Source organism: Actinacidiphila epipremni, assembly GCF_012034175.1.
In the GTDB taxonomy this organism is placed as follows: Bacteria; Actinomycetota; Actinomycetes; order Streptomycetales; family Streptomycetaceae; genus Actinacidiphila; species Actinacidiphila epipremni.
In genome coordinates this window covers 40,583-63,372 of sequence record NZ_JAATEJ010000036.1, presented here as the reverse complement: position 1 = coordinate 63,372, position 22,790 = coordinate 40,583, and the positions used below count along the sequence as shown (strand labels likewise).

At 74.2% G+C, this 22,790-nt stretch carries 24 protein-coding genes and 1 pseudogene; 15 read left to right on the top strand and 10 right to left on the bottom strand.

Translation table 11 applies throughout. The annotated features are described in order from the left end of the window. Nucleotides 1–71: 71 nt before the first annotated feature. A complete protein-coding gene (locus HCN08_RS31610; RefSeq protein ID WP_167986748.1) occupies nt 72–953 on the top strand; it encodes a hypothetical protein in 882 nt (293 codons plus the stop codon). 86 nt (nt 954–1,039) lie between these two features. Here HCN08_RS31610 and HCN08_RS31605 read toward each other — a convergent pair whose 3' ends face one another. The 5 genes from HCN08_RS31605 to HCN08_RS31585 form a co-directional block, all read right to left on the bottom strand. Next, on the bottom strand, nt 1,040–2,101 hold the full coding sequence (locus HCN08_RS31605) for a helix-turn-helix transcriptional regulator (protein ID WP_167986747.1): 1,062 nt from the start codon (nt 2,099–2,101) through the stop codon (nt 1,040–1,042). A gap of 336 nt (nt 2,102–2,437) precedes the next feature. Further along, nucleotides 2,438–2,893, bottom strand: a complete 456-nt coding sequence (locus tag HCN08_RS31600; RefSeq protein ID WP_167986746.1) for a tellurite resistance TerB family protein — start codon at nt 2,891–2,893, stop codon at nt 2,438–2,440. A 168-nt stretch (nt 2,894–3,061) separates the two neighbouring features. After that, nucleotides 3,062–4,054, bottom strand: a complete 993-nt coding sequence (locus tag HCN08_RS31595; protein WP_167986745.1) for a zinc-binding dehydrogenase — start codon at nt 4,052–4,054, stop codon at nt 3,062–3,064. A gap of 130 nt (nt 4,055–4,184) precedes the next feature. Next, the gene (locus tag HCN08_RS31590; protein ID WP_167986744.1) at nt 4,185–4,673 is read right to left on the bottom strand and encodes a hypothetical protein; all 489 of its coding nucleotides are present in this window, start codon (nt 4,671–4,673) and stop codon (nt 4,185–4,187) included. A 98-nt stretch (nt 4,674–4,771) separates the two neighbouring features. Then, nucleotides 4,772–5,347 (bottom strand): TerD family protein, encoded by a 576-nt coding sequence (locus tag HCN08_RS31585; RefSeq protein WP_167986743.1) that lies wholly within the window; start codon nt 5,345–5,347, stop codon nt 4,772–4,774. Between the two features lie 140 nt (nt 5,348–5,487). Between HCN08_RS31585 and arfB the strand changes: the two genes are divergently transcribed. Beyond that, complete coding sequence (gene arfB / locus HCN08_RS31580) at nt 5,488–5,913, top strand: alternative ribosome rescue aminoacyl-tRNA hydrolase ArfB (protein WP_167986742.1); 426 nt, start codon at nt 5,488–5,490, stop codon at nt 5,911–5,913. Between the two features lie 38 nt (nt 5,914–5,951). Here the strand turns inward: arfB and HCN08_RS31575 are convergent, their stop codons facing one another. Next, a complete protein-coding gene (locus tag HCN08_RS31575) occupies nt 5,952–6,464 on the bottom strand; it encodes a flavin reductase family protein (protein WP_167986741.1) in 513 nt (170 codons plus the stop codon). A gap of 329 nt (nt 6,465–6,793) precedes the next feature. On the opposite strand from HCN08_RS31575, the gene cdgB reads away from it, so the two are divergent. Then, nucleotides 6,794–8,467 carry a diguanylate cyclase CdgB gene (gene cdgB / locus HCN08_RS31570; RefSeq protein WP_167986740.1) on the top strand — a complete coding sequence of 558 codons (1,674 nt, stop codon included), beginning with the start codon at nt 6,794–6,796 and terminating at the stop codon, nt 8,465–8,467. 48 nt (nt 8,468–8,515) lie between these two features. After that, nucleotides 8,516–9,661, top strand: coding sequence for a threonine aldolase family protein (locus tag HCN08_RS31565; RefSeq protein ID WP_167986739.1), 1,146 nt, complete (start codon nt 8,516–8,518; stop codon nt 9,659–9,661). A gap of 6 nt (nt 9,662–9,667) precedes the next feature. On the opposite strand, the gene HCN08_RS31560 is transcribed toward HCN08_RS31565, so the two are convergent. Then, nucleotides 9,668–10,639 carry a quinone oxidoreductase family protein gene (locus tag HCN08_RS31560; protein ID WP_167986738.1) on the bottom strand — a complete coding sequence of 324 codons (972 nt, stop codon included), beginning with the start codon at nt 10,637–10,639 and terminating at the stop codon, nt 9,668–9,670. Between the two features lie 136 nt (nt 10,640–10,775). Between HCN08_RS31560 and HCN08_RS31555 the strand changes: the two are divergent. After that, nucleotides 10,776–11,093: pseudogene (locus HCN08_RS31555) on the top strand (ArsR/SmtB family transcription factor); the annotation flags it as partial. 50 nt (nt 11,094–11,143) lie between these two features. On the opposite strand, the gene HCN08_RS31550 reads toward HCN08_RS31555, so the two are convergent. Next, nucleotides 11,144–11,833: a response regulator transcription factor gene (locus tag HCN08_RS31550; protein ID WP_167986736.1), complete on the bottom strand. Its 690-nt coding sequence runs from the start codon at nt 11,831–11,833 to the stop codon at nt 11,144–11,146. Between the two features lie 39 nt (nt 11,834–11,872). Further along, nucleotides 11,873–13,078, bottom strand: a complete 1,206-nt coding sequence (locus HCN08_RS31545; protein ID WP_167986735.1) for a sensor histidine kinase — start codon at nt 13,076–13,078, stop codon at nt 11,873–11,875. 762 nt (nt 13,079–13,840) lie between these two features. Here HCN08_RS31545 and HCN08_RS31540 point away from each other — a divergent pair. The 10 genes from HCN08_RS31540 (at nt 13,841) to HCN08_RS31495 (ending at nt 22,079) form a co-directional block, all read left to right on the top strand. Further along, nucleotides 13,841–14,749: a Rossmann-like and DUF2520 domain-containing protein gene (locus tag HCN08_RS31540; RefSeq protein ID WP_167986734.1), complete on the top strand. Its 909-nt coding sequence runs from the start codon at nt 13,841–13,843 to the stop codon at nt 14,747–14,749. Then, the gene (gene panC, locus HCN08_RS31535; RefSeq protein WP_167986733.1) at nt 14,746–15,591 is read left to right on the top strand and encodes a pantoate--beta-alanine ligase; all 846 of its coding nucleotides are present in this window, start codon (nt 14,746–14,748) and stop codon (nt 15,589–15,591) included. The genes HCN08_RS31540 and panC overlap by 4 nt, the downstream gene beginning before the upstream one ends. Further along, complete coding sequence (locus HCN08_RS31530; RefSeq protein WP_167986732.1) at nt 15,588–17,402, top strand: L-aspartate oxidase; 1,815 nt, start codon at nt 15,588–15,590, stop codon at nt 17,400–17,402. Before panC ends, HCN08_RS31530 begins: the two co-directional genes overlap by 4 nt. After that, on the top strand, nt 17,399–18,418 hold the full coding sequence (gene nadC / locus HCN08_RS31525) for a carboxylating nicotinate-nucleotide diphosphorylase (protein ID WP_167986731.1): 1,020 nt from the start codon (nt 17,399–17,401) through the stop codon (nt 18,416–18,418). The genes HCN08_RS31530 and nadC overlap by 4 nt, the downstream gene beginning before the upstream one ends. A gap of 6 nt (nt 18,419–18,424) precedes the next feature. Then, complete coding sequence (locus HCN08_RS31520) at nt 18,425–19,219, top strand: type III pantothenate kinase (protein WP_167986730.1); 795 nt, start codon at nt 18,425–18,427, stop codon at nt 19,217–19,219. A 184-nt stretch (nt 19,220–19,403) separates the two neighbouring features. Next, nucleotides 19,404–20,216, top strand: a complete 813-nt coding sequence (locus tag HCN08_RS31515; protein WP_167986729.1) for a hypothetical protein — start codon at nt 19,404–19,406, stop codon at nt 20,214–20,216. A 205-nt stretch (nt 20,217–20,421) separates the two neighbouring features. Beyond that, a complete protein-coding gene (locus tag HCN08_RS31510; protein ID WP_167986728.1) occupies nt 20,422–20,595 on the top strand; it encodes a hypothetical protein in 174 nt (57 codons plus the stop codon). Between the two features lie 100 nt (nt 20,596–20,695). Next, nucleotides 20,696–21,091 carry a BlaI/MecI/CopY family transcriptional regulator gene (locus tag HCN08_RS31505; protein WP_167986727.1) on the top strand — a complete coding sequence of 132 codons (396 nt, stop codon included), beginning with the start codon at nt 20,696–20,698 and terminating at the stop codon, nt 21,089–21,091. Nucleotides 21,092–21,100: 9 nt separating this feature from the next. Continuing rightward, entirely contained in the window at nt 21,101–21,619 is a 519-nt protein-coding gene (locus HCN08_RS31500; protein WP_167986726.1) for an amino-acid N-acetyltransferase, read from the top strand. A gap of 121 nt (nt 21,620–21,740) precedes the next feature. Next, entirely contained in the window at nt 21,741–22,079 is a 339-nt protein-coding gene (locus tag HCN08_RS31495) for a histone-like nucleoid-structuring protein Lsr2 (RefSeq protein ID WP_167986725.1), read from the top strand. On the opposite strand, the gene HCN08_RS31490 is transcribed toward HCN08_RS31495, so the two are convergent. Next, a complete protein-coding gene (locus HCN08_RS31490; protein WP_167986724.1) occupies nt 22,010–22,594 on the bottom strand; it encodes an SCO3374 family protein in 585 nt (194 codons plus the stop codon). The two genes, HCN08_RS31495 and HCN08_RS31490, sit on opposite strands and share 70 nt — an antisense overlap. Nucleotides 22,595–22,790 lie beyond the last annotated feature (196 nt).

Below are 22,790 nucleotides of genomic sequence, written 5' to 3'. Positions count from 1 at the left end.
CGCCACGTCACGCCGTCCCGCACCCGGCGGCCCCCGCGCCGCCGCGGCTCCTTCCCGGCAGGGCGGCTGACGTGCCGGGCCCCCACACCGCAGGCGAGGCCCTGCCCACCCCCGAAGCCCCCGTGCCCCGTGCGGCACGGGGGCCTTCCGGCTTTCCCGCCGGCCACGCCGCGGACCCCGGCGACACCGGCGCGGCCGGGCCCGAGCGGCTGGTGCCGGTCGAGATCCCCGTCATCCCGGTCGCGACGACGCCCTGGTCGGGGGACTGGTTCGGGACGGCCGCCGCCGTCATGCCGGTGAGCCTCGCCGTGCTGCCCGGCGGCACCGTCCACACCTGGGGCACCGTCATGTCGCAGGTCGCCGACCTCGCCGACGGCACCCACCCCGCGTGGTCGGCCGCCGCGTGGCAGGCCCGGGAGAACGGCCGGCCCACACCCGTCGCCGTGGGGCACCCGGACGGCCGCGTCGACCGCTTCCTCGTCGCCGCCGACGGCACCGTACGGGCCGCCGTGGGCCCGCCCGCCCCGGCGCCCGCCCGGCCCGCCCCGGACCCCTGCTGGGGCGACCTGACGGGCATGCCGCACGGCCTGTGCGCCCTGCCGCTCGGCCCGGGCGTGGCCTCCGCGGTGGAGCGGGCCGGCCTGGAGGCCGCGCTGGACCGCGACTGGCGGGCGGCCACGCACTACTACACCGTCGCCACCGCCCGATGGCACGCCCGCAGCCACACCGAGGGCACCGCCGAGGCCGAGCGCGTCGCCCGGCTCGCCACGACCGTCTGGCTGCGCACCGCGCCCGAGGACTCCGCCGTGCTCGGCTTCACCCTGGCGCACCTGCTCATCGCGTCGTTACCGGACCTGCGCGGCCCGATCGCGGCCCTGCTGCGCCGGCTGGCCGACCACCTCCCGGCAGCCGGCCGCCCCGGCTCCGCGCCCCCGCCGCAACTCGGCGGCTGACCGTACGACCGCCGCCGTACGCCCCCGGCGCCCGGCGCGTACCCCTCCGCCGTACGCCCCCGGTCCCGGCCCCGCGCGGACTCCGCTCACACGACGGTGAACAGCCCCGCGAACTCCGCGTCCCGCGCGAGCTTCAGGCCCGCCTCGAAGCGGCTGCCGGCGTTGAGGCGGTCCATCAGCTTGGCGATCGCGCGCTGCACCGTACGGCGGTGCACACCCAGCTTGCGGGCGATCTGGTCGTCGCTGAGCCCCGACGCCATCAGCCGGATGATGACCCGCTCCTGCGCGGTGATGTCCGCGTCGTCGGCGTTCGCGGTCGACGCCCGCTCCAGGGTCTGGCCGCGCAGCCAGCAGTCCTCGTACACCGCGAGGAACGACCGCATCAGCGCGGCCCCGCGGATCACGATGACCGCGTCCGCGGGCCGCTCGGGGTCGGCGGCCAGCACCGCCGCGTCCGTGTCGAACGTCAGCATGTCGAAGGGCGCGTGGTCCACCAGCCGCAACTCCACGCCGGCGTCCGCCAGATCGTGCAGATAGCGGGCGTACTTCGGCGAGGCCAACGCCGACATCGGGTAGATGGCACGGCTCTTGACGCCGCGCGCCATGATCGACCGGTCGTGCTCGAGTGACGCCTCCAGCACGCCGATCGACGGCATCGGCCCCGGGTGCATCGACCCGCACGACTCGCGGGCGGTCTCCGAAAGGTCCAGCCGGGTGCGCTGCTTGCGGCGCGGCTCGTTGATGAACTCCACCGCGACCTCGCGCGTCTCGCGCTGCACCGCCGGCCGGTAGACGGTCAACAGCGCCTCGGTGACCCGCTGGAGCCGCACCCCGCTGCGCAACTGCTCGGTGGCGTTGACCTGGTAGCGGTCCATGGCGCGGGCCAGCGCCGCGTCGGGGTCCACCGCCTCCGCGACACCCTCGCGCACCTGGATCAGCCCCAGGTCCTCCAGCCGCCGCCAACCCCGGCCGCCGTGCGCGTCGTCCAGGTCCGCGGCCGAGTAGAGCTCCTCGCTCGGCACGCCCCCCTTCGTCCGCAACGTCTCGTACAGCGCGAGCGCCGCGTCCTCGTCACGCTGGGTGCTGACTCCGCCCGACGTGCTCGCTGACCCGGACGGGCACGCCTCCTCACTCGATACGGGAAGCATCTGCCTACCTCCATAGGCGATCCGGCGGCCACTCGGATACGGGAGGGCGCCCCGAACGCCCGAGGTTCCCCGAAACCTCAAGTATCTGTGCCGGCCACAGAGTGTCACGCAAGTTGTTTCCGCCGCGGAGCGTGACGTGCCGGACAGCGGATGAGACGCGCTCGGCATGTGACAGATCCCGCTCCAGTTCGGGATCATAGTGTGCCGGACTATGGCGGGGTGAAAGCGTTCTCCGTCCGTACTGTGTCCGTTACGCGCCACCGCGCGACCGTGCCCGGGGCGCGGACGCGCGGCCCCGGGCACGGAACGGGAGGTCAGCGGCGGCTCAGCGGCGGCTCAGAGGTCGAACTCCTGCGGGTTCAGGCCCACCGCGAAGCACGCCTCGCGCACCACGGCCTGCTCGGTCTTGTCGAAATCGCCGTCCGCGCCGCCGATGACGATGCCGATCTGGATCACCGCGCGGGCCTCCGTCGGCTTCTTCGACACCTTGGCGATCTCCTGGAGGATCGCCACCTTGCCGAAGTCGAAGTCCGCGGTCAGCTTGGCCAGGTAGTCCTCGAAACGGCGCTGGAGGTCCAGGGCCGGGAAGTTCTGCAGCACGGGGTTGGAGCCGATCAGCGTCGCGACACGCTGCCGCTCCGCCGGGTCGATCGTGCCGTCGGCGGCGGACACCAGCGCGCACATCGCCATGCTGGCGTCCCGGAACGCGCCGCTCTTCAGGTCGTTCTTCTTCGCGTTGAGCTGCGTCTGCATGCTGCTCGCGGACTCTTTCAGGCGGTCCCACAGGGGCATCGGGCGTCTCCTCGCACGGGCGGGTCGGTACGGTCGGAGAACTCGCGCGGAGGGTAAAGGAGTTCCCAAACCCTCCGAAGCTCACACCCGCGGGGTCCGTTCCGTCCGCAAAGCAGCCGATACGGGCGGCTCGGGGCGCTCACGGCGCGGGCAAGCCGCTCAAGCCGCTCACGGCACCAGGACGACCTTGCCCATCGTCGCCCGGGACTCCAGCGCCCGGTGCGCCTGCGCGGCCTCCGCGAGCGGGAAGGGCTGCACGGCCGGCCGCAGGGTGCCGTCGGCCGCGGCGGCCAGCGCCTCGGACTCCAGCGCCCGCAGGCCCTCCGAGGTGCCGGTGAGCCGGCCCAGGGCCGCGCCGACCAGCGGGTCGGAGGTCACGCCGAGCGCGTCGAGCTCGCCGGGCGCGAACTGCGCCGGGCCGCCCGCCGCCCAGCCGTAGACCAGATGCCGGCCGCCCGGCGCGAGCAGGCCCACCGCCTCCCGGGCCGCCGTGCCGCCCACCGCGTCGAAGACCACGGTGGCCGGCCGCTCCGCCCCCAGCGCCGCGCGTACGTCCTCGGTCCAGCCGGGCCGCGCGTAGTCCACCGCGACGCCCGCGCCCAGCGTACGGACCCGGGCCGTCTTGTCCGGGCCGCCCGCGGCCCCCACGACGGCGGCGCCGAGCCGTACCGCGTACTGCACCAGCAGCGTGCCGATGCCGCCCGCCGCGGCCAGCACGACGGCGGTGTCGTCCGGGGTGAGGCCGGCCAGCCGCAGGATGCCCACGGTGGTGCGGCCGGTGCCGATCATCGCGACCGCCGTGCGCAGGTCCATCGTGTCCGGCACGACATGCAGCCGCGCCGCCTCGGTGACCGCCAGCGCCGCGTAGCCGCCGGGCACCGTCCCCAGGTGCGCCACCACCCGCCGCCCCAGCCACGCCGGGTCCGTGCCGGGGCCGACCCGGTCCACCGTGCCGGCGACCTCCCGGCCCGGCACGGTCGGCAGCTCCGGCAGCGGGATCGTCGCGGGCCCGCTGCCGGTGCGCAGCACGGTGTCCACGACATGCACCCCCGCCGCCCCCACCGCGACCCGCACCTGCCCCGCCCCGGGCCCGGGGTCGGCGACCTCCTCGTACCGCAGCTCCTCGGGCCCCCCGAAGGCATGCAACCGCACGGCGTACATCCGCGACTCCTCTCCCCGCCCGGCGCCCCACCGGACGCGCATCCCCAGCCAACCCCGCCGAGGGGTCCCAGCGGCAATGGGAGCTTCGCCCTACGCCTCAAGGTCTCCTCCCGGGCGCAGCGGCAGCGCCCTAGACCCGCGGATAGCGCGTGAGCAGCTGCCACACCGCCGGGTTGTCCGTGAGGCCCTCGTGCATGTCGCCGAGGTCGGCCACCACGTCGTGCAGGAAGTCGCGTGCCTCGCGGCGCAGGTCGGCGTGCCGGACGGCCAGCGGCGGCTCGTCGGGGAGCCAGTCCGCGCTCACGTCGACGAAGCCGAAGCGGCGCACGAAGCGGAGCCGGTCGGTGGACTCGGTGAAGTCGAGCTCCGCGTGCTGCGGGCGGGCGGCGCGGCTGCCCGCAGGGTCGCGGTCGAGGTGCTCGGCGATGTCGCACAGCGCCCACGCGAAGTCCAGCACCGGCACCCAGCCCCACGCGGTGGACAGCTCGCGCTCGCCCTCGGCGACGTACACGTCACCGCAGAACAGGTCGTGCCGCAGCGCCCGTACGTCCGCCGTGCGGTAGTCCGTCTGCGGCGGGTCGGGGAAGCGGCGGGAGAGGGCGTAGCCGAGGTCGATCACCCCGCGATCGTGCCAGACGCCCGGGCGGGCGCACGGCGCCCCCGCGCGGGCGGACCCGGCGGGGGCGCGGTCATGCGGTCGCCGCAGGCGCCAGGGCGTCAGAGGGTGACGCCGAAGTCGGTCGCGATACCGGCCAGGCCCGAGGCGTACCCCTGGCCCACCGCGCGGAACTTCCACTCCGCCCCGTTGCGGTACAGCTCGCCGAAGACCATCGCGGTCTCGGTCGCCGCGTCCTCGCTCAGGTCGTAGCGGGCGATCTCGGCGCCGCCGGCCTGGTTGATGATGCGGATGTACGCGTTGCGCACCTGGCCGAAGTTCTGCGAGCGGGACTCGGCGTCGTAGATGGAGACCGGGAAGACGATCTTCTCGACGTCGGCCGGCAGGCCGGCCAGGTTGACGTTGATCGCCTCGTCGTCGCCCTCGCCCTGGCCGGTGCGGTTGTCACCGGTGTGCACGATGGTCTGGTCCGGCGTCTGCTTGTTGTTGAAGAAGACGAAGTGGGCGTCGGAGTAGACCTTGCCCTCCGCGTTGACCGCGATGGCGCTCGCGTCGAGGTCGAAGTCCGTGCCCGTGGTGGTACGGACGTCCCAGCCGAGGCCGACGGTCACGGCCGTCAGTCCGGGCGCCTCCTTGGTCAGCGAGACGTTGCCGCCCTTGGTCAGGCTTACCGCCATGGGAAGTCCCCTTAAGGTCCGTCGTGGGTGTTGCCGTCGAAACTACCGTCATCGGACAGAACGCGGACGGGGGATCCGCCGGTTCCATATGGCGGGTAAATCCCGTGGTGCGCCGGCAGCCGGCGGGGGATCATGGAGGTATGTCCGGGCCCTTGACCATCCGCGGCTCCGTCTCCGTGCCGGAGGCGGAGCTCCAGTGGCGTTTCTCGCGCTCCTCCGGGCCCGGCGGCCAGCATGTGAACACCTCCGACAGCCAGGTGGAGCTGCGCTTCGACCTCGCGGCGACCGAGTCCCTGCCGCCGGTGTGGAAGCGGCGGGCGCTGGAGCGCCTGGAGCCCCGGCTGGTGAACGGCGCGGTGGTGATACGGGCCTCCGAGCACCGCTCCCAGTGGCGCAACCGCGAGGCCGCCGCCGCCCGGCTCACCGCGCTGCTCGCCGAGGCGACGGCCCCGCCGCCGAAGGCCCGCCGGCCGACACGGATCCCGCGCGGCATCAACGAGCGCCGGCTGCGGGTGAAGAAGCAGCGCGGCGAGACCAAGCGGGGCCGCTCCGGCGGCTGGGAGTGAGCCGCGGCCGGCCGCGCGTACGCACCGGGGCCCGGCTCCTAGCGCAGGAAGCGGTAGCGCCCGCGGAAGTAGGCGAGCGGGCCGCCCTCGGCGCTGGGCGTACGGGCGGCGAGCACGCGCGCGACGACCAGGGTGTGGTCGCCGGCCGGCACGCGCTGGTCGGTCTCGCACTCCAGTATCGACAGGGCGCCGCCCAGGATCGGGGCGCCGGAGTGCTCGCCGCGGTAGTAGGAGATGTCCTCGAAGAGCAGCCGGTCGCTCACCCGCCCGCGCAGCGCGAACCGCCCGGCGATGTGCCGCTGGCTCTCGCTGAGGACCGAGGCCGCCCAGCGCGGCTGCCGCTCCAGCAGCTCGTCCATGCGCGATCCGGTCCGTACGCTGACCAGCACCATCGGTGGTTCGAGGGAGACGGACATGAAGGCGGTGGCGGTCATGCCGACGTCCTCGCCGCGCGGCCCGTCCTCCGGGTCGTGCGCGGTGATCAGGACGACGCCCGCGTTCAGGCGGGTCATCGCGGCGCGGAAGGCATCGGGGTCGACGGTCTGGGCCATGGTGGTCCCAGCATGCCGGTCAGGTGTAGGCGGAAGCACGCTGTTCACGTTACGGGTCGGTAGCCCGGTGCGGATCGGGCTGTGGTCGCAGTCATAACCTTGCGAGGTCCTAGGACCGGAGCGGACCACAACAGGCCACCGCAGCACCCTGCGTATCCACATGCTTACACGATGATGTGACTTGAGTCACAAGCAGCAGTTATTGTTGACCCTGTGTACCGACGGCACAGCTCGCTGTGATTCAGTGGCCGGAGTGAACCGGTGCCAGCGGCGTCATCGGATGTATCGCACAGATCACGGGAGTTGCTGTCGAGGGCGCGGAGAGGGGCATGGATACCGAGTCGGAGCCGTATGTCCGCCTCGCGACCTTGCGTCAACTGCACCAGGTCGTGGCGGACCTCAACACCGCACGCAGTCTTGCCGACACCCTGCAGGCCGTGGCCGACGGGGTGGTCAAAGGGCTGGGCTACGACCTCGCCGCCGTCAACCTCGTCAGGCCCGACGGCGACCTCGTCGTGGCCGCGTTCGCCGGCAGCACCGCCGGTGAGGCACTGCTGTCCGGCCGGGTCGGCTCCCGCGCGGCATGGGAACGGCGGCTCAGCATGGGCCAGCGCTGGGGCTCACTGCGCTTCATCCCGCACACCGAGGGCTGGGTCCTCGTCGACGACGACGTGCCGCAGTGGCACACCGACGGCCCGCTGCCCCGCTTCGCCGACGAATGGCACCCCGGCGACCGCCTCTACGCCCCCATGCACTCCACGCCGGGCGGCGGCGGCGAGCTCATCGGCGTCATATCCGTCGACAGCCCCTCCAGCGGACGCCACCCGGGACCGTGGGGCCGCGAGGCACTGCAGATGTACGCCTTCCAGGCCGGCATCGCCATCAGCAACGCCCGGCTGCGGGCCAACATGCAGCGCGCCCTGGTCCGGCTGGAACGCGACCAGCAGGCGCTGCGGGCCAGCGAGGAGAGCTTCCGGCAGGCCTTCGAGTACGCGCCCAGCGGCATGGCCATCGCCGAGATGGGCGGCGACCAGCACGGCAAGCTGCTGCGCGCCAACGACGCGCTGTGCCGGCTGCTGGGCCGCAACGCCTCCACCATGCGCCGCTACTCCTTCTCCGACCTCGTCCACCCCGAGGACGTCGGCACCCTGCTGCGCACCTCCGCCGAGGGCGGTCGCGCCGAGCTGCGGCTCGCCCGCCGCGACGGCTCCTACGTGTGGGTCTCGCTGCGCAACTCCGTCGTCGCCGACACCGCGGACGGGCCGCGCTTCCTGCTCACGCACGTCGAGGACATCGAGGAGCGCAAGGGCCGCGAGCTGCAACTCGCCCACCGCGCCAGCCACGACTCCCTCACGGGCCTGCCCAACAGCGCCGAGCTGCGCTCCCGGCTGTCGGCCCGGCTGTGCGGCCGGCCCGGCGACAAGGACGCCGCGGCCCTCGCCGCGGAGGCGCAGAGCCCCGACGAATTCGCCTTCAGCTACGGCTACGGGCCCGAGGAACTTGCCGCGCCGCTCGGCGCGATCGGCTACGACTCGCACGTCCACACCGTCGCGCCCGACGAGAACGACCCGGCGCCGGGCAAGGGCCTGGCGGTGCTCTTCTGCGACCTCGACGGCTTCAAGTCCATCAACGACCGCTTCGGCCACCACACCGGTGACGCCGTCCTCATTGAGGTGGCCCGCCGGCTGACCGGCGCGGTACGCGACGGCGACACCGTTGCCAGGCTCGGCGGCGACGAGTTCGTCGTCCTCGCCGACGGCCTCGCCCCCGCCGACGCGGCCGACCTCGCGATGCGCCTGCGCAACGCGATCATCCCGCCCATCCGCGTCGACGGCCGCGCCGTCCGCGTCGGCGCGAGCTTCGGCATCGGCTGGGCCGGCTGCGGCATGACCGCCGAGGAGGTCCTGCACTCCGCCGACCAGCGCATGTACATCGAAAAGCGCAGCCGCTCCGCCACCACCCGCTCCACCCCGCCCCGCCCCAGTCACCGCCGCGCGGGCTGAGGCCCGCCCGGAGGGCTGCGGGGAGCCCGGCGGCGTTAGGTTCGACGCATGAGCGACGACGACAAGGCCCGGCGGCTCGCCGCCCTCCGCGCGTGCACGCGCATCCTCGCCAACCCTCCCCGCGAGAACCTCGCGGAGCGCCTCGCGCGGCTCGTGAGCGAGAGCGCCGACGCCTACGACCTCACCGGCCCGCTGGACTTCTACGGCGACGAGGACGGCGTCGTCGGCGAGCTCGAACGCCGGGTCGCGGAGCTCCTGGGCACGCAGGCCGCCGCCTATTTCCCGAGCGGCACCATGGCCCAGCAAGTGGCCCTGCGTATCTGGGCCGCCCGCACCGGCAACCCGCTGGTCGCCCTGCACCCGCTCGCCCACCCCGAGCAGTACGAGCGCGACGCGCTCAAGGCGGTGAGCGGCCTGCGCACCGTCCACCCGACCAGGGACCCGCGCATGCCCAGCGCCGACGAAGTGCGCGACCTAGACGAGCCGTTCGGCACCCTCATGCTCGAACTGCCGCTGCGCGTCGCCGGTTTCGTGCTGCCCACGTGGGAGGAGCTGACGCAGACCGTCGCGGCGGCCCGCGAGCGCGACGCCGTCGTCCACTTCGACGGCGCCCGACTCTGGGAGTGCGCCCCGCACTTCGGCCGCTCCCTCGCCGACATCGCGGGCCTGGCCGACAGCGTCTACGTGAGCTTCTACAAGTCGCTCGGCGCCCTGTCCGGCGCCGCCCTCGCCGCCCCCGCGGACGTCGTCGCCGAGGCGAAGGCGTGGCGGCACCGCTACGGCGGCCAGATCTACCAGCAGTTCCCCGCGGCGCTGTCCGCGCTGGCCGGCCTGCGCAACGAACTGCCCAGGCTGCCCTCGTACGTCGCCCACGCCGCCCTCGTCGCACGGGCGTTGCGCGAGGGACTGGCGGAGGGCGGCGCGAACTGGCCGCGTACGTACCCGGACGTGCCGCACACCCATGAGTTCCAGGTGTGGCTGCCCTACCCCGAGGACGTGCTCAACGCCGCTGCGCTCGCGCAGGCCGAGGAGCGGGGCGAATCCCTCTTCGGCCGCGCCGAGTTCTTCGAGCCGCGGCTGCCGGGGCTGTCCATGACGGAGGTCTCGGTCGAGGCGGGCACGCTCGCCTGGACCGAGGCCGACATCCGCGCCGCCGCGGCCGACTTCGCCCGCCGCCTGCCGCCGGCGGCGTAACTCCCGTCAGGGGCGCAGCAGGAGCTTGCCGGTCGTCGTACGGGACTCCACCAGCCGGTGCGCCTGCGCCGCGTCGGTGAGGGCGAACTCCGCCGACACCGGCAGCTCCACGCCGCCGTCCACGACCGTGCGGAACGCCTCCTGGACCAGCTCCCGCAGCCGCTCGGGGTCCGCCGCGGCGAGCCCCATCAGCGAGAAGCCGGACACCGACAGCCCCGGCGGGTAGAGGTCGGCGGGCCCGATCTGCCAGGGCGCGGCCGAACCGGAGTTGCCGAACGACACCAGCCGCCCGAAGCGCGCGGTGACCGCGAGCGTACGGCGGAAGGTCTCGCCGCCGATCGGGTCGAGGGCGATGTCCACGCCCCGCCCGCCGGTCGCGGCGCGCACCTCCTCGTCGAAGTCTGCGGTGAGGAAGACCTGGTCGTAACCGGACTTCAGGGCGTGCGGCGCCTTGTCCATGCTGGAGACGACCCCGTAGACCGCGCTCGCCCCGCCGAGCCTGGCCAGTTGGCCCGCGACCGTGCCGACGCCGCCGGCCGCGCTGTGGACGAGCACGGTGTCGCCCTCGCGCAGCCGCGCTATGTCGTGCAGCAGCGCGTACCCGGTCGGCAGCACGCTCGGCAGCGTCGCCGCGGTCCGCAGGTCCAGGCCCTGCGGTACGGGGAAGGTCGTGGCGGCGGGCACCAGCGCGATCTCGGCGTAGCCGCCGCCGCGGACGAAGGAGGCGACCTCGTCGCCGGGTGCGAGTCCCGTGACGCCCTCGCCGACCGCCAGCACCCGGCCGGAGACTTCGAGGCCGGGGCGGAAGGGCAGCGAATCGACCCGGTAGCCCTGCGAACGGGCCAGGATGTCGGCGAAGTTGATGCCCGCGAAGGCGACGGCGACGGTGACCTCGCCGGGCCCGGGCACCGGATCCGGCAGGTCCACCGGGTGCAGCACCTCGGGACCGCCGAACTCGTCGAAGATCATTGCGCGCATGGCGCGTCCCCCTTGCTGGCCCGGTCCGGCGACCGCGGCCGACTGTTCAATGAGAAGCGAACACTCAACACTGTATGGTTTTGATCGAACACCCGGCAAGCCGGGTCCCATTCCGCCGCACCTCCGGGGAGACGCCATGACGGCACCGCGGGCGCACCACCGGGCAGCCCCGGATCACACCCACCCCGACGACGTACCCCTTCTGGCCGCGCTTAGTGCTCTTGCCGACCCCGTACGTCTGCGCCTGGTGCGCGAGCTCGCGCTGTCCGAGGAGTGGAGCCGCAGCTGCGGGTCCTTCGACGTGCCCGTCGGCAAGGCCGCGCTCAGCCACCACTTCGCGACGCTGCGGGCCGCCGGCCTGGTCGAGCAGCGCGACGCCGGGCCCCGGCGGCTCAACCGGCTGCGCCGCGCGGAGTTCGACGCGCGCTTCCCCGGGCTGCTGGACCTCGTCCTGGACGGGCCCGACCCGTCACGGCAGGAGCCGGCTCCACGGCAGGAGCCGGCTCACAGCCCGCCGCCGCCCGCCCGCACCAGCCCCGACTCGTAGGCCAGCACCACCGCCTGCACCCGGTCGCGCAGGCCCAGCTTGGTCAGGATCCGCCCGACGTGTGTCTTGACCGTCGCCTCCGACAGCACGAGCTTGCCGGCGATCTCGCCGTTCGACAGGCCCTGCGCCACCAGCATCAGCACCTCGCGCTCCCGCTCGGTCAGCCGCTCCAGCTCCTTGTGCCGCGGCTCCGCCTCCGGCGCCGGCAGCATCGGCGTGAACCGGTCCAGCAGCCGCCGGGTCGTACTCGGCGCGACCACCGCGTCACCGCTGTGCACCGCCCGGATCGCCGTCAGCAGCTCGTCCGGCGGCACGTCCTTGAGCATGAAGCCCGCCGCCCCCGCCTTGAGCGCGGCGAACGCGTACTCGTCCAGGTCGAAGGTCGTCAGGATCAGCACCCGCGGCGCCCCGTCCTCCCGGTCCCGCTCCCCGCCGCAGATCCGCCGGGTCGCCTCGACACCGTCCATCCGCGGCATCCGCACATCCATCAGCACCACGTCGACCCGGGTCGCCCGCAGCACCTCCAGCGCCTCCGCGCCGTCGCTCGCCTCCGCGACGACCTCCATGTCCGGCTGCGCCGCCAGCACCATGCGGAAACCGGTGCGCAGCAGCACCTGGTCGTCCACCAGCATGACCCGGATCCCCATCAGTACCCCATCCGCTCGGTGTCCCCGTCCTTCACGCTCTTACGTCCCGGCCCGCAGCGGCAGCATCGCGCTCACCCGGAAACCGCCGCCCGGCCGCGGCCCGGCCGTCAGCGTGCCGCCGACCATGCCGATCCGCTCCCGCATGCCGATCAGGCCCTGCCCGAGGCCGTCCCGGCCGCCCTGCTGGTACAGCCCGTCCGGGCCGCCCCGCCCGTCGTCCTCGATCAGCAGGTCCAGCGCGGCGTCCCCGAAGCCCAGCACGACGCTCGCGCTCGCCCCGTCCCCGCCGTGCTTGCGCACATTCGTCAGCGCCTCCTGCACGATGCGGTACGCCGTCAGCTCCACGCCGCTGGACAGGGGCCGCGCCTGCCCCGCGACCTCGAACCGCACCGGCAGGCCCGCGCCGCGCACCTGCTCGATCAGGTCGGCCAGCTGGTCCACGCCCGGCTGCGGCACGTACTCGCCGCCCGCGTCGTCGCCGGCCCGCAGCAGGCCCAGCAGCCGGCGCATCTCCGCCAGGGCCTGGCGGCCGGTGCTGGAGATCGTGCCCAGCGCCTGCCGCGCCTGGTCCGGGGCGGCGTCCAGGACGTACGCGGCGCCGTCCGCCTGCACGACCATCACCGAGACGTTGTGCGCCACGACGTCGTGCAGCTCCCGGGCGATCCGCGCCCGCTCGGCGGCCACCGCCGCCTTGGACTGCGCCTCGCGCTCCCGGTGCATGCGCTCGGCGCGCTCCTCCAGCTGGGCGTAATACGCCCGGCGGGTGCGCAGCCGGTCGCCGATCACCCAGGAGAGGGCGAAGATCACCGTCAGGAAGAACGTCTGGATCAGCGTCGTCCAGATCGTGGAGTATTCGCTGTCCGGGGGCCAGCGCACCATGGCGATCGGCGTCGCCAGCAGCCCCGCGGTCAGGGCCAGCCGGGAGGACCAGCGGGCGCCGTTCGAGGCGCACGTGTAGATGACCACGAGCATGGCGGCGTCGCCGGGGTTCGGCGCCTTGACGTTCAGCACGAGCTGGGCGACGCCCGTCGCGATCGCGACCAGCAGCATGCGCTCGGGCGCGCGGCGGCGCAGCGCCACGGTGACGGCCAGCGCGAAGGACACCGGGACGGCGGCGAGGCGCGCCGCGGGTGAGGGGGAGTGGTCCGCGGCGATCCACGCGGCGCACGCGGCGAGCAGGACGGCAGCCCATGAGCTGTCGACCCACGTCGGGTGTCGGCGGAAGAAGTCGTAGACGCGCTGCACGTAATTCAGCGTAAGCAGCGTGTCGCTCCGCGAGGTCCCCCCCGCGGCTGATCCCCCCTCCCCCTCCAGGTGGACCCCACCCCCGGGGCCGCCCCCGGGACCCCTCCCGCTCCGGGCTGCCCCGCCCTGCCGTCCCGCGATCGTCCGCTGGTGGTGGGCTGGTCGCGCAGTTCCCCGCGCCCCCTTTCGCTTCGGGGGATGCCCCCTCATGCCCGTGACGCGACCTTCTGCCGGTGGTGGGCTGGTCGCGCAGTTCCCCGCGCCCCCTTCGCTTCGGGGGATGCCCCCTCATGCCCGTGACGCGACCATCCGCCGGTGGTGGGTTGCTCGCGCAGTTCCCCGCGCCCCTGGTTTGTTGACCTCGCGCGTATGCGTGGCGTCTGGTGCTTGCCCTGCGCCGTAGGCGCGGGCTCTGACCGGCGAGGGCACGCATACCCAGGGGCTGCGTGGGGGTACCCCCAGGCGAAGCGCTGGGGGAGAACGGAGCGACCAGCCGAGATGGACGGGAGGTCGCGGGACGGCAGGACGGGGCACCCCGAAGCGAGGGGCGCGGGGAACTGCGCGCGCAACCCACCACCGGCGGATGGTCGCGTCACGGGCATGAGGGGGCATCCCCCGAAGCGAAAGGGGCGCGGGGAACGGCGCGAGCAACCCACCACCGGGGGAAGGTCCGGGGACGGCAGGACGGGGCAGCCCCCGGGGGCAGGGTGCGAGGAGAGAGGCTTCGCGTAGGATTGACGAAAACCCCGAGCGGGAGGCGACATGGTGGAGGAGCGGCCCGGCCGGCTGACCGTGGGGGTCGTCGGGGCCGGGCGGGTGGGGCCCGCGCTGGCCGCGGCGCTGGGGATGGCGGGGCACCGCCCCGTCGCCGCCTCCGGCGTGTCGGAGGCCTCCCGGCGCAGGGCCGAGGCACTGCTGCCGGGCGTGCCCATGCTGGAGCCCGGCCAGGTCATGGCCGCCGCCGACCTCGTCCTGCTCACCGTCCCGGACGACGCCCTCCCCGCCCTGGTCAGCGGCCTCGCAGAGACCGGCGCCGTCCGCCCCGGCCAGCTCCTGGTGCACACCTCGGGCCGCTACGGCACCGCCGTGCTGGATCCGGCGCTGCGCGCCGGGGCGCTGCCCCTGGCCCTGCACCCGGCGATGACGTTCACCGGCACCCCCGTGGACGTCCAGCGCCTGGCCGGCTGCACCTTCGGCGTGACCGCGCCCGGCGAGCTGCGGCTCGCCGCCGAAGCCCTGGTCATCGAGATGGGCGGCGAACCGGAGTGGGTCGAGGAGGACGCCCGCCCCCTCTACCACGCCGCCCTCGCCATCGGCTCCAACCACCTGGTCACCCTCGTGGCGCAGGCCATGGACCTGCTGCGTACCGCCGGCGTCCAGGAGCCCGGCCGGATGCTGGGCCCGCTGCTCGGCGCCTCCCTGGACAACGCCCTGCGCTCCGGCGACGCCGCCCTGACCGGCCCGGTCGCCCGCGGCGACGCCGGCACCGTCGCCGCCCACCTGCGCGAGCTGCGCGCCCACGCGCCCGAGACCGTGCCCTCCTACATCGCCATGGCCCGCGCCACCGCCGACCGCGCCCTGGCCAACGGCATGCTCAAGGCCGAGTACGCCGAGGCGCTGCTGGGCGCCCTGTCGGACGAACCCACCCACCGAGACGGGGGCACCGCATGACCGAGCTGGTCCACCACGCCAAGGAGCTGCCGCCGGCATCGGCCGTGGTCATGACCATGGGCGCCCTCCACGACGGCCACGCCTCGCTGATACGCGCCGCCCGCGCCCGCGCGGGCACCGGCCAGGTCACCGTCACCGTCTTCGTCAACCCGCTCCAGTTCGGCCCGCACGAGGACCTGGCCCGCTACCCGCGCACCCTCGCCGCCGACGTCGAGCTCGCCGCCGCGGCCGGCGCCGACACCGTCTTCGCCCCGGACGCCGACGAGGTCTACCCCGGCGGCGAGCCGCAGGTGCGGATCAGCGCCGGGCCGATGGGGGAGCGGTACGAGGGCGCGTCCCGCCCCGGCCACTTCGACGGCATGCTCACCGTCGTCGCCAAGCTGCTGCACCTGACCCGCCCCGAGGCCGCCGTCTTCGGCCAGAAGGACGCCCAGCAGCTCGCCCTGATCCGCCGGATGGCCACCGACCTGAACTTCCCCGTCGAGATCATCGGCGCCCCGACCGTCCGCGAGCCCGACGGCGTCGCCATGTCCAGCCGCAACCGCTACCTCGCGCCCGCCGAGCGCACCGCCGCCCGCGCCCTGTCCCGCGCCCTGTTCGCCGGCCGCGACGCCGCCCCCGGCGGCCCCGCCGCCACCGTACGGGCCGCCCGTACGGTCCTGGACGCCGCCGCGGCCGGCGAGCCGCCCGTCACACCGGACTACCTCGCCCTGATCGACCCCGCCGACTTCACCGAGGCCGCCCCCGGCCACACCGGGCCCGCCGTCCTCGCCGTCGCCGCGCGGATCGGGACGACCCGCCTCATCGACAACATCCCGCTGGAATTCGGAGCCGAGCAATGACCGCATCGGGAGCCGGCACCGCCGGCGCAAGCACCGGCATACGACTGCACGCCCCCGCCCCCGGCTGGGCCCTCGGCGCCGACGTCGTCGTCGTGGGCTCCGGCGTCGCGGGCCTGACGGTGGCGCTGCGCTGCGCCGCGGCCGGCGCGAAGGTCACCGTCGTGACCAAGGCCCACCTCGACGACGGCTCGACGCGCTGGGCGCAGGGCGGCATCGCCGCGGCCCTCGGCGACGGCGACACCCCCGAGCAGCACCTCGACGACACCCTCGTCGCCGGCGCGGGCCTGTGCGACGAGAACGCGGTACGCACCCTGGTCTCCGAGGGCCCCGGCGCGGTCCGCCGGCTCATCGCGACCGGCGCCCGCTTTGACACCGACCCGGCCACCGGCGAGGTCCTGCTGACCCGCGAGGGCGGCCACCACCGCCGCCGTATCGCGCACGCCGGCGGCGACGCGACCGGCGCCGAGGTCTCCCGCGCCCTCATCGAGGCGGTACGCGCCGCCCGGATCGAGCTGATCGAGAACGCGCTGGTCCTGGACCTGCTCGACGACGCGGAAGGCCGCACCGCGGGCGTCACCCTGCACGTCATGGGCGAGGGCCGGCGCGACGGCGTCGGCGCGGTCCACGCACCCGTCGTGGTGCTCGCCACCGGCGGTATGGGCCAGGTCTTCTCCGCCACCACCAACCCCGCCGTCTCCACCGGCGACGGCGTGGCGCTCGCGCTGCGGGCCGGCGCCGAGGTCAGCGACATCGAGTTCGTGCAGTTCCACCCCACCGTGCTGTGGCTCGGCCCCGACGCCGAGGGCCAGCAGCCGCTGGTGTCGGAGGCCGTCCGCGGCGAGGGCGCGTACCTCGTGGACGCCGACGGCACCCGCTTCATGGTCGGCCAGCACGAACTCGCCGAGCTCGCGCCGCGCGACATCGTCGCCAAGGGCATCACCCGCCGCATGCAGGAGACCGGCGCCGACCACATGTTCCTCGACGGCCGGCACTTCGGCGCGGCCATGTGGGAGCAGCGCTTCCCGACCATCCTCGCCGCCTGCCGCGCCCACGGCATCGACCCGGTCACCGGGCTGATCCCGGTCGCCCCCGCCGCCCACTACGCCTCCGGTGGCGTGCGCACCGACCTGCACGGCCGGACCACCGTCCCCGGGCTCTACGCGTGCGGCGAGGTCGCCTGCACGGGCGTCCACGGCGCCAACCGCCTCGCGTCGAACTCGCTCCTGGAGGGCCTGGTCTTCGCCGAGCGCATCGCCGAGGACGTCATGGCGGCGCTCGCGGCCCGCGCCGGGGAGCCGGCCGTACCGCTCGTGCCGCCGCCCGGCGGCGCCCCGCTGCTGGCCTCCGAGGCCCGCTACGAGGTGCAGCGCATCATGACCGCCGGCGCCGGCGTATTGCGCAGCGCCGCGTCGCTGACGCAGGCGGCGGGCGCGCTGGAGCGGCTGCACACCGCGGCCGTCGAGGCGTACGACCGGGAGGGCAAGACCGCCGAGCCCTGCGTGGAGACGTGGGAGGCCACCAACCTCGGCCTGGTCGCGCGGGTCCTGGTCGCCGCCGCCCGGCGCCGCGAGGAGACCCGCGGCTGCCACTGGCGCGAGGACCGCCCCGAGCGCGACGACCGCGCCTGGCGCCGCCACCTCGCCGTCCGCCTCACCCCGCACCGCACCCTGGACGTGCGGCCCACCGAGGGCCATGACTTCCCGCCGGTACGCGGCGCGCGGAGCGGGCCCGGCGTCGGGGATGATGGGGCGGTGGGAGCGCCCGCCGGCACCGGCCAGGCCCCGTATGCACCCCTGAAGGAGCAGCAGTGACCAGCCCCGACCGCCCCTCCGTCGCCCTCCCCCTGCCGACGATCGGCCCGCCCCAGGAAGCGGCCGGCGGCTGCGGTGACGGCTGCGGCTGCGGCGGCGGTGACGACTACGAGCTGGACCCGCTGGAGTGCGGCCTGGACCCCGACCTCGCGGCGCTGCTCGTCGCGGGCGGCCTGGACCCGGTGCTGGTCGAGGACGTCGCGCACCTGGCCATCGAGGAGGACCTCGACCAGGGCGTGGACATCACGACGGTCGCGACCGTCCCCGAGGACTCCTTCGCGGTCGGCGACTTCACCGTCCGCGAGGCCGGCACGGTCGCCGGCCTGCACATCGCCGAGGCGGTGCTGTCGGTGGTGTGCACCGACGAGTTCGAGGTCGAGCGGCACGTCGAGGACGGCGACCGCGTCACCGCAGGCCAGAAGCTGCTCACCGTACGCACCCGCACCCGCGACCTGCTCACCGCCGAGCGCAGCGCCCTCAACCTGCTGTGCCGGCTGTCCGGCATCGCCACCGCCACCCGGGCGTGGGCGGACGCGCTGGAGGGCACCAGGGCTCAGGTGCGCGACACCCGCAAGACCACGCCGGGCCTGCGGGCGCTGGAGAAGTACGCGGTCCGCTGCGGCGGCGGCGTCAACCACCGGATGTCGCTGTCGGACGCGGCGCTGGTCAAGGACAACCACGTGATCGCCGCCGGCGGTGTCGCGCAGGCGTTCGCGCTGGTGCGGCAGGAGTTCCCCGACGTGCCGATCGAGGTCGAGGTCGACACGCTGCACCAGGTGCGCGAGGTGCTGGACGCCGGCGCCGACCTCATCCTCCTGGACAACTTCACGCCCGCCGAGACCGCCGAGGCCGTCGCCGTCGTGGGCGGCCGGGCGTTCCTGGAGTCCTCCGGCCGGCTCACCCTGGAGACCGCCCGCGCCTACGCCGAGACCGGCGTCAACTTCCTGGCGGTCGGCGCGCTCACCCACTCCTCCCCGATCCTGGACATCGGCCTCGACCTGCGAGCGGAAAGCTAGAGCCGGATGCTGCTCACCATCGACGTCGGCAACACCCACACCGTCCTGGGGCTCTTCGACGGCGAGGAGATCGTCGAGCACTGGCGCATCTCCACCGACGCCCGGCGCACCGCCGACGAGCTGGCGGTGCTGCTCCAGGGCCTGATGGGCATGCACCCGCTGCTCGGCGACCTCGGCGACGGCATCGACGGCATCGCGATCTGCTCCACCGTCCCCTCGGTGCTGCACGAACTGCGCGAGGTGACCCGCCGCTACTACGGCGACGTCCCGGCGGTGCTCGTCGAGCCGGGCGTCAAGACGGGCGTGCCGATCCTGGTCGACCACCCCAAGGAGGTGGGCTCCGACCGGATCATCAACTCGCTGGCGGCCGTCCACCTCTACGGCGGCCCGTGCATCGTCGTCGACTTCGGCACCGCCACGACCTTCGACGCGGTCACCGCGCGCGGGGAGTACGTGGGCGGCGCGATCGCGCCCGGCATCGAGATCTCGGTGGACGCCCTCGGGGTGCGCGGCGCCCAGCTGCGCAAGATCGAGCTGGCCCGGCCGCGCTCGGTGATCGGCAAGAACACGATCGAGGCGATGCAGTCCGGCATCCTCTACGGCTTCGCGGGCCAGGCCGACGGCATCGCCGAGCGCATGGCCCGCGAGCTCGCCGACGACCCCGACGACGTGACCGTCATCGCGACCGGCGGGCTGGCCCCGCTGGTGCTGGGCGAGGCGTCGATCATCGACACGCACGAGCCATGGCTGACGCTGATCGGCCTGCGCCTGGTGTACGAGCGCAACGTCTCCTCGACCTGAGACACCCGGACCTGGGCCCCGCGCCCGCACCCCGCACCTGGGCCCCGCGCCCGCGCCCGCACCCGGGCCTTGCGCCCGCGCCCTGCACCCGGGCCTCGCGCCCGCCCCGCGCCCGGGTGGCGGGCGACGCACCACGCCGCGGCCATTGCGGGGTATTTGTCCGCTTAGCACTTAAAGTCCATGCATGCCTACGCCACACGGAACCCGAGGCGGGCTGGCGTTCAGCGCGGACGAGGTCCGCGTGCTGCGTCGGGCGCTCGCGGAGGTGCTGCACCCCAGCAGGACCGCCGCGCAGGTCCCGCCGGCCGCCCCGCCCGTACCGCGCCCGGCCCAGCCGCCCGGCACCCCGCCCGCGCCGCGCGCCGCGGGCACGCCGTACGCGCGGGACTACCTCAGGCTGGCCGAGGCCCTGGACGACGCGGCCCGCGAGTCCGGCCGGCTGCGCGCCTTCCTGCGGGCGGAGGTGCGCCGCTACCGCGAGGCGCTGCCCGGCGCCGCGGCCGGCTACCTGGAGCGCCTGACGGCCGCCGTGGCCGCCGGCGACCCGCCCGGCGCCGAGGACCTGGCGGCGCTGCGGAGCCTGCGCGCGCAGGCCACCGGGAGCGCCGAGCACCACCGCAGGGCCGCGCTGCTGGCCCTCTGCGAAGACCTCGCCCGGACCGCGGCAGACCCCTTCGCCGGCCCCTTCGCGCAGGACCCGGCAGAGGCCGCGGCAGAAGTCCCGGCAGAAAACCTGGCACACGCCGACGTACCCCCGCGTCTGGAGGCCCACATGCCCGCGCCGCGCCGCCTGTTCACCTTCCCGGGCCCGTCCGCCGCAGAACCGGACTCCGCGCCCCGGCAGCCCGCTCCCAAGCCGGGCCCCAAGCCCGCCCCGCCGGCCCCGGAGCCGGGCCGCCGCACCCCCACCCCGGCGGAGATCTGGCCGCCCAACCGCCGCCCCACCCCGCCGCCCGCCCCGCCCAAGGACCTGCTCGCCCCGCGCCGGGCCGGCTGACCCGCCCGGGGCGGGCGGCGGCGTCCCTTTCCCCGGATATTCCCGCCGTATTCCGCCCGCCCCGCCCCGCGGGAGCGAAGGGGGCGCCTGTGGGGGCGCGGGATTCGCGCCCCCGCCACCCCCTATGGCACCCGTAGGGGATCGGCCGGCTTCGTTAAGGCAACCCGTATGCACGGGCGCCGGGAGACGTGGCTACTCTGGCGGCATGGACTACGTTTCCGCGATCGTGCCGCCGCTGGTGATGGCGATCCTCTTCACCTGTGTGATCATCACAATGATCAAACACCAGGGTGGGGCCAACAAGAGGGAGGACGCCGCCGTCGACGCGGCGTTCGCGCAGGCCGAGGCCGCCCGCAGGGCCGCGGCGCAGGAGCGCTGAGCCCGCAATCACCCGCCCGGACCGGCCACCGGTTCGGGCGGCTCCCCGGCGCGCAGCGCATTCCGGGCAATCGGCCATACCAGCGCTTAGTATTCCGAGTGTGCCCCGGCCATTGGGAGACCTGGAAGACGCGGTCATGACCAGGGTGTGGGAGTGGAACCGGCCGGTTACCGTTCGTGAGGTTCTTGAGGACCTTGCGCGCGACCGGACGATCGCCTACACCACCGTGATGACCGTAATGGACAACCTGCGCCAGAAGGGCTGGCTCCGCAGGGAGGCCGATGGCCGCGCTTATCGCTATGAGGCGGTATCGACGCGAGCGGCATACTCGGCCGCACTGATGAACGAGGCGTGGGCGGCCAGTGACAACCCGGCCGAGGCCCTGGTGCACTTCTTCGGCATGATGTCGCCGGAACAGCGGGAAGCCGTGCGGGACGCATTGCGCATCATCCAGTCCGTCGACCCCTCCGGCCCGCCGGAAGCCGAAGGGCGATAGCGTCCGTCCATGCCCCTCGTGTCGAATGACGTCACCATCCGCAGGGCCCGCACCCCGGATGTGCCGGCCGTCCGCCGCTTGCTGGACGGGTATGTCCGCGACGGCATCCTGCTGGACAAGCCGACGGTGACCCTTTACGAAGACATCCAGGAGTTCTGGGTCGCGGAACGGGACGAGGACGCGTCGGTCGTCGCGTGCGGCGCGCTGCACGTCATGTGGCAGGACCTCGCCGAGGTCAGGACCCTTGCCGTGGACCCGGCGCTGCGCGGCTGCGGCGTCGGTCACCAGTTGCTGGTGAAGTTGCTGCAGACCGCACGCTGGCTGGGTGTGCGCCGCATTTTCTGCCTCACGTTCGAAGTCGACTTCTTCGCCAAGCACGGCTTCCGGGAGACCGGCGGCACCCCGGTCGACCGCGATGTCTTCGGGGAGCTGCTGCGTTCCAATGACGAGGGAGTCGCCGAGTTCCTCGACCTGGAGCGAGTGAAACCGAACACCTTGGGTAACAGCCGCATGCTGCTGCAACTGTGACGTTCCGGTTTGTCCGGATCGCACTGGTCTCGCGCCGCCGTCTTCGTGCAAGGGGTTTGTGTTTTTCCCGGAAAGGCGCTTTGCTTTTACCGTTAATCCGTTTTCGATGAAAGGGAAGCCGGTGGCACAGAAGGTTCAGGTCCTTCTCGTTGACGACCTCGACGGCGGTGAGGCGGACGAGACCGTGACGTTCGCACTCGACGGTGTGACGTACGAGATCGACCTCACCACGGCGAATGCCGACAAGCTGCGCGGGCTGCTCAACCCGTACACCGACAGCGGTCGCAGGACCGGGGGCCGGGCCGGGCGCGGGCGTACCAAGGCGGCGCGCGGGGCCGGGACGTCGGGGCCCGACACCGCGAAGATCCGCGCGTGGGCGAAGGAGAAGGGCTACGAGGTGAACGACCGCGGCCGGGTGCCGGCCACGATCCGCGAGGCGTACGAGAAGGCCCACAGCTGATCCTGCGCACGCGCCCGCAGCGTGATCCGGTGGCAGGCGGTCGCCGCGGCGGCGACCAGGGCCGGGAGGCCGATGGGAACCCCCGATCCATCGGCCCCGCCGGTGACACGGAGCGCGGGCACGGTGGTCTCGACGTCGACGCCCGGCCGAGGAGGCCGCAGCCACACCGGTGCCGACCGGTCGTATGCGGCCTCCCGGCGGCCCCACTCGGGGTGCGCCGGCGCCCGCATCCGCCCGCCGGCGCCGAGGGCCGTCACATCCAGCGGGATGCCGCCCCACTCCAGCCACTCCAGCAGCCCGGGCAGCTCCTCCGCGGCCCCGGCCGCGACCAGCAGCCGTACCCGGTGCCCGTCCAGCGCCACGGGCCCCAGCTCGCCGGGCCGCCCGAAGCGGCCGAGCAGCGCCTTGCCCACGGCCGCGGGCACGTCCAGCGCGTCGAAGCGCACACCGGTGACCAGCACCGGCGGCTCCGCGCCGGAAACCGGCCAGCCCAGCTCGTCCTCGTACCAGCCCATACCCAAGCAACTGCGCCGGGCGCCCGCGGTTACGTGCCCGTACGTGTCAGGTGGTGCTGCTGCTGCGCCCAGTGGTGCGCGCGGGGGGCGCGGACGGTCACGCAATGCCCCCGGACGGGCACACTGCGTGGCCGGCCGGTACGCTTCCAGGTGACCGGGGGGTGTCCCGAACTGTTCGCCGGACCGCAAGGTTGTT

What these genes read in the sequence shown, in the direction of transcription:
- HCN08_RS31605 (WP_167986747.1), bottom strand. Translation starts at nt 2,101, where the DNA reads ATGCTTCCCGTATCGAGTGAGGAGGCGTGCCCGTCCGGGTCAGCGAGC.
- HCN08_RS31600 (WP_167986746.1), bottom strand. Translation starts at nt 2,893, where the DNA reads ATGCCCCTGTGGGACCGCCTGAAAGAGTCCGCGAGCAGCATGCAGACG.
- HCN08_RS31595 (WP_167986745.1), bottom strand. Translation starts at nt 4,054, where the DNA reads ATGTACGCCGTGCGGTTGCATGCCTTCGGGGGGCCCGAGGAGCTGCGG.
- HCN08_RS31585 (WP_167986743.1), bottom strand. Translation starts at nt 5,347, where the DNA reads ATGGCGGTAAGCCTGACCAAGGGCGGCAACGTCTCGCTGACCAAGGAG.
- arfB (WP_167986742.1), top strand. Translation starts at nt 5,488, where the DNA reads ATGTCCGGGCCCTTGACCATCCGCGGCTCCGTCTCCGTGCCGGAGGCG.
- HCN08_RS31575 (WP_167986741.1), bottom strand. Translation starts at nt 6,464, where the DNA reads ATGGCCCAGACCGTCGACCCCGATGCCTTCCGCGCCGCGATGACCCGC.
- cdgB (WP_167986740.1), top strand. Translation starts at nt 6,794, where the DNA reads ATGGATACCGAGTCGGAGCCGTATGTCCGCCTCGCGACCTTGCGTCAA.
- HCN08_RS31565 (WP_167986739.1), top strand. Translation starts at nt 8,516, where the DNA reads ATGAGCGACGACGACAAGGCCCGGCGGCTCGCCGCCCTCCGCGCGTGC.
- HCN08_RS31560 (WP_167986738.1), bottom strand. Translation starts at nt 10,639, where the DNA reads ATGCGCGCAATGATCTTCGACGAGTTCGGCGGTCCCGAGGTGCTGCAC.
- HCN08_RS31550 (WP_167986736.1), bottom strand. Translation starts at nt 11,833, where the DNA reads ATGGGGATCCGGGTCATGCTGGTGGACGACCAGGTGCTGCTGCGCACC.
- HCN08_RS31540 (WP_167986734.1), top strand. Translation starts at nt 13,841, where the DNA reads ATGGTGGAGGAGCGGCCCGGCCGGCTGACCGTGGGGGTCGTCGGGGCC.
- panC (WP_167986733.1), top strand. Translation starts at nt 14,746, where the DNA reads ATGACCGAGCTGGTCCACCACGCCAAGGAGCTGCCGCCGGCATCGGCC.
- HCN08_RS31530 (WP_167986732.1), top strand. Translation starts at nt 15,588, where the DNA reads ATGACCGCATCGGGAGCCGGCACCGCCGGCGCAAGCACCGGCATACGA.
- HCN08_RS31520 (WP_167986730.1), top strand. Translation starts at nt 18,425, where the DNA reads ATGCTGCTCACCATCGACGTCGGCAACACCCACACCGTCCTGGGGCTC.
- HCN08_RS31515 (WP_167986729.1), top strand. Translation starts at nt 19,404, where the DNA reads ATGCCTACGCCACACGGAACCCGAGGCGGGCTGGCGTTCAGCGCGGAC.
- HCN08_RS31510 (WP_167986728.1), top strand. Translation starts at nt 20,422, where the DNA reads ATGGACTACGTTTCCGCGATCGTGCCGCCGCTGGTGATGGCGATCCTC.
- HCN08_RS31500 (WP_167986726.1), top strand. Translation starts at nt 21,101, where the DNA reads ATGCCCCTCGTGTCGAATGACGTCACCATCCGCAGGGCCCGCACCCCG.
- HCN08_RS31490 (WP_167986724.1), bottom strand. Translation starts at nt 22,594, where the DNA reads ATGGGCTGGTACGAGGACGAGCTGGGCTGGCCGGTTTCCGGCGCGGAG.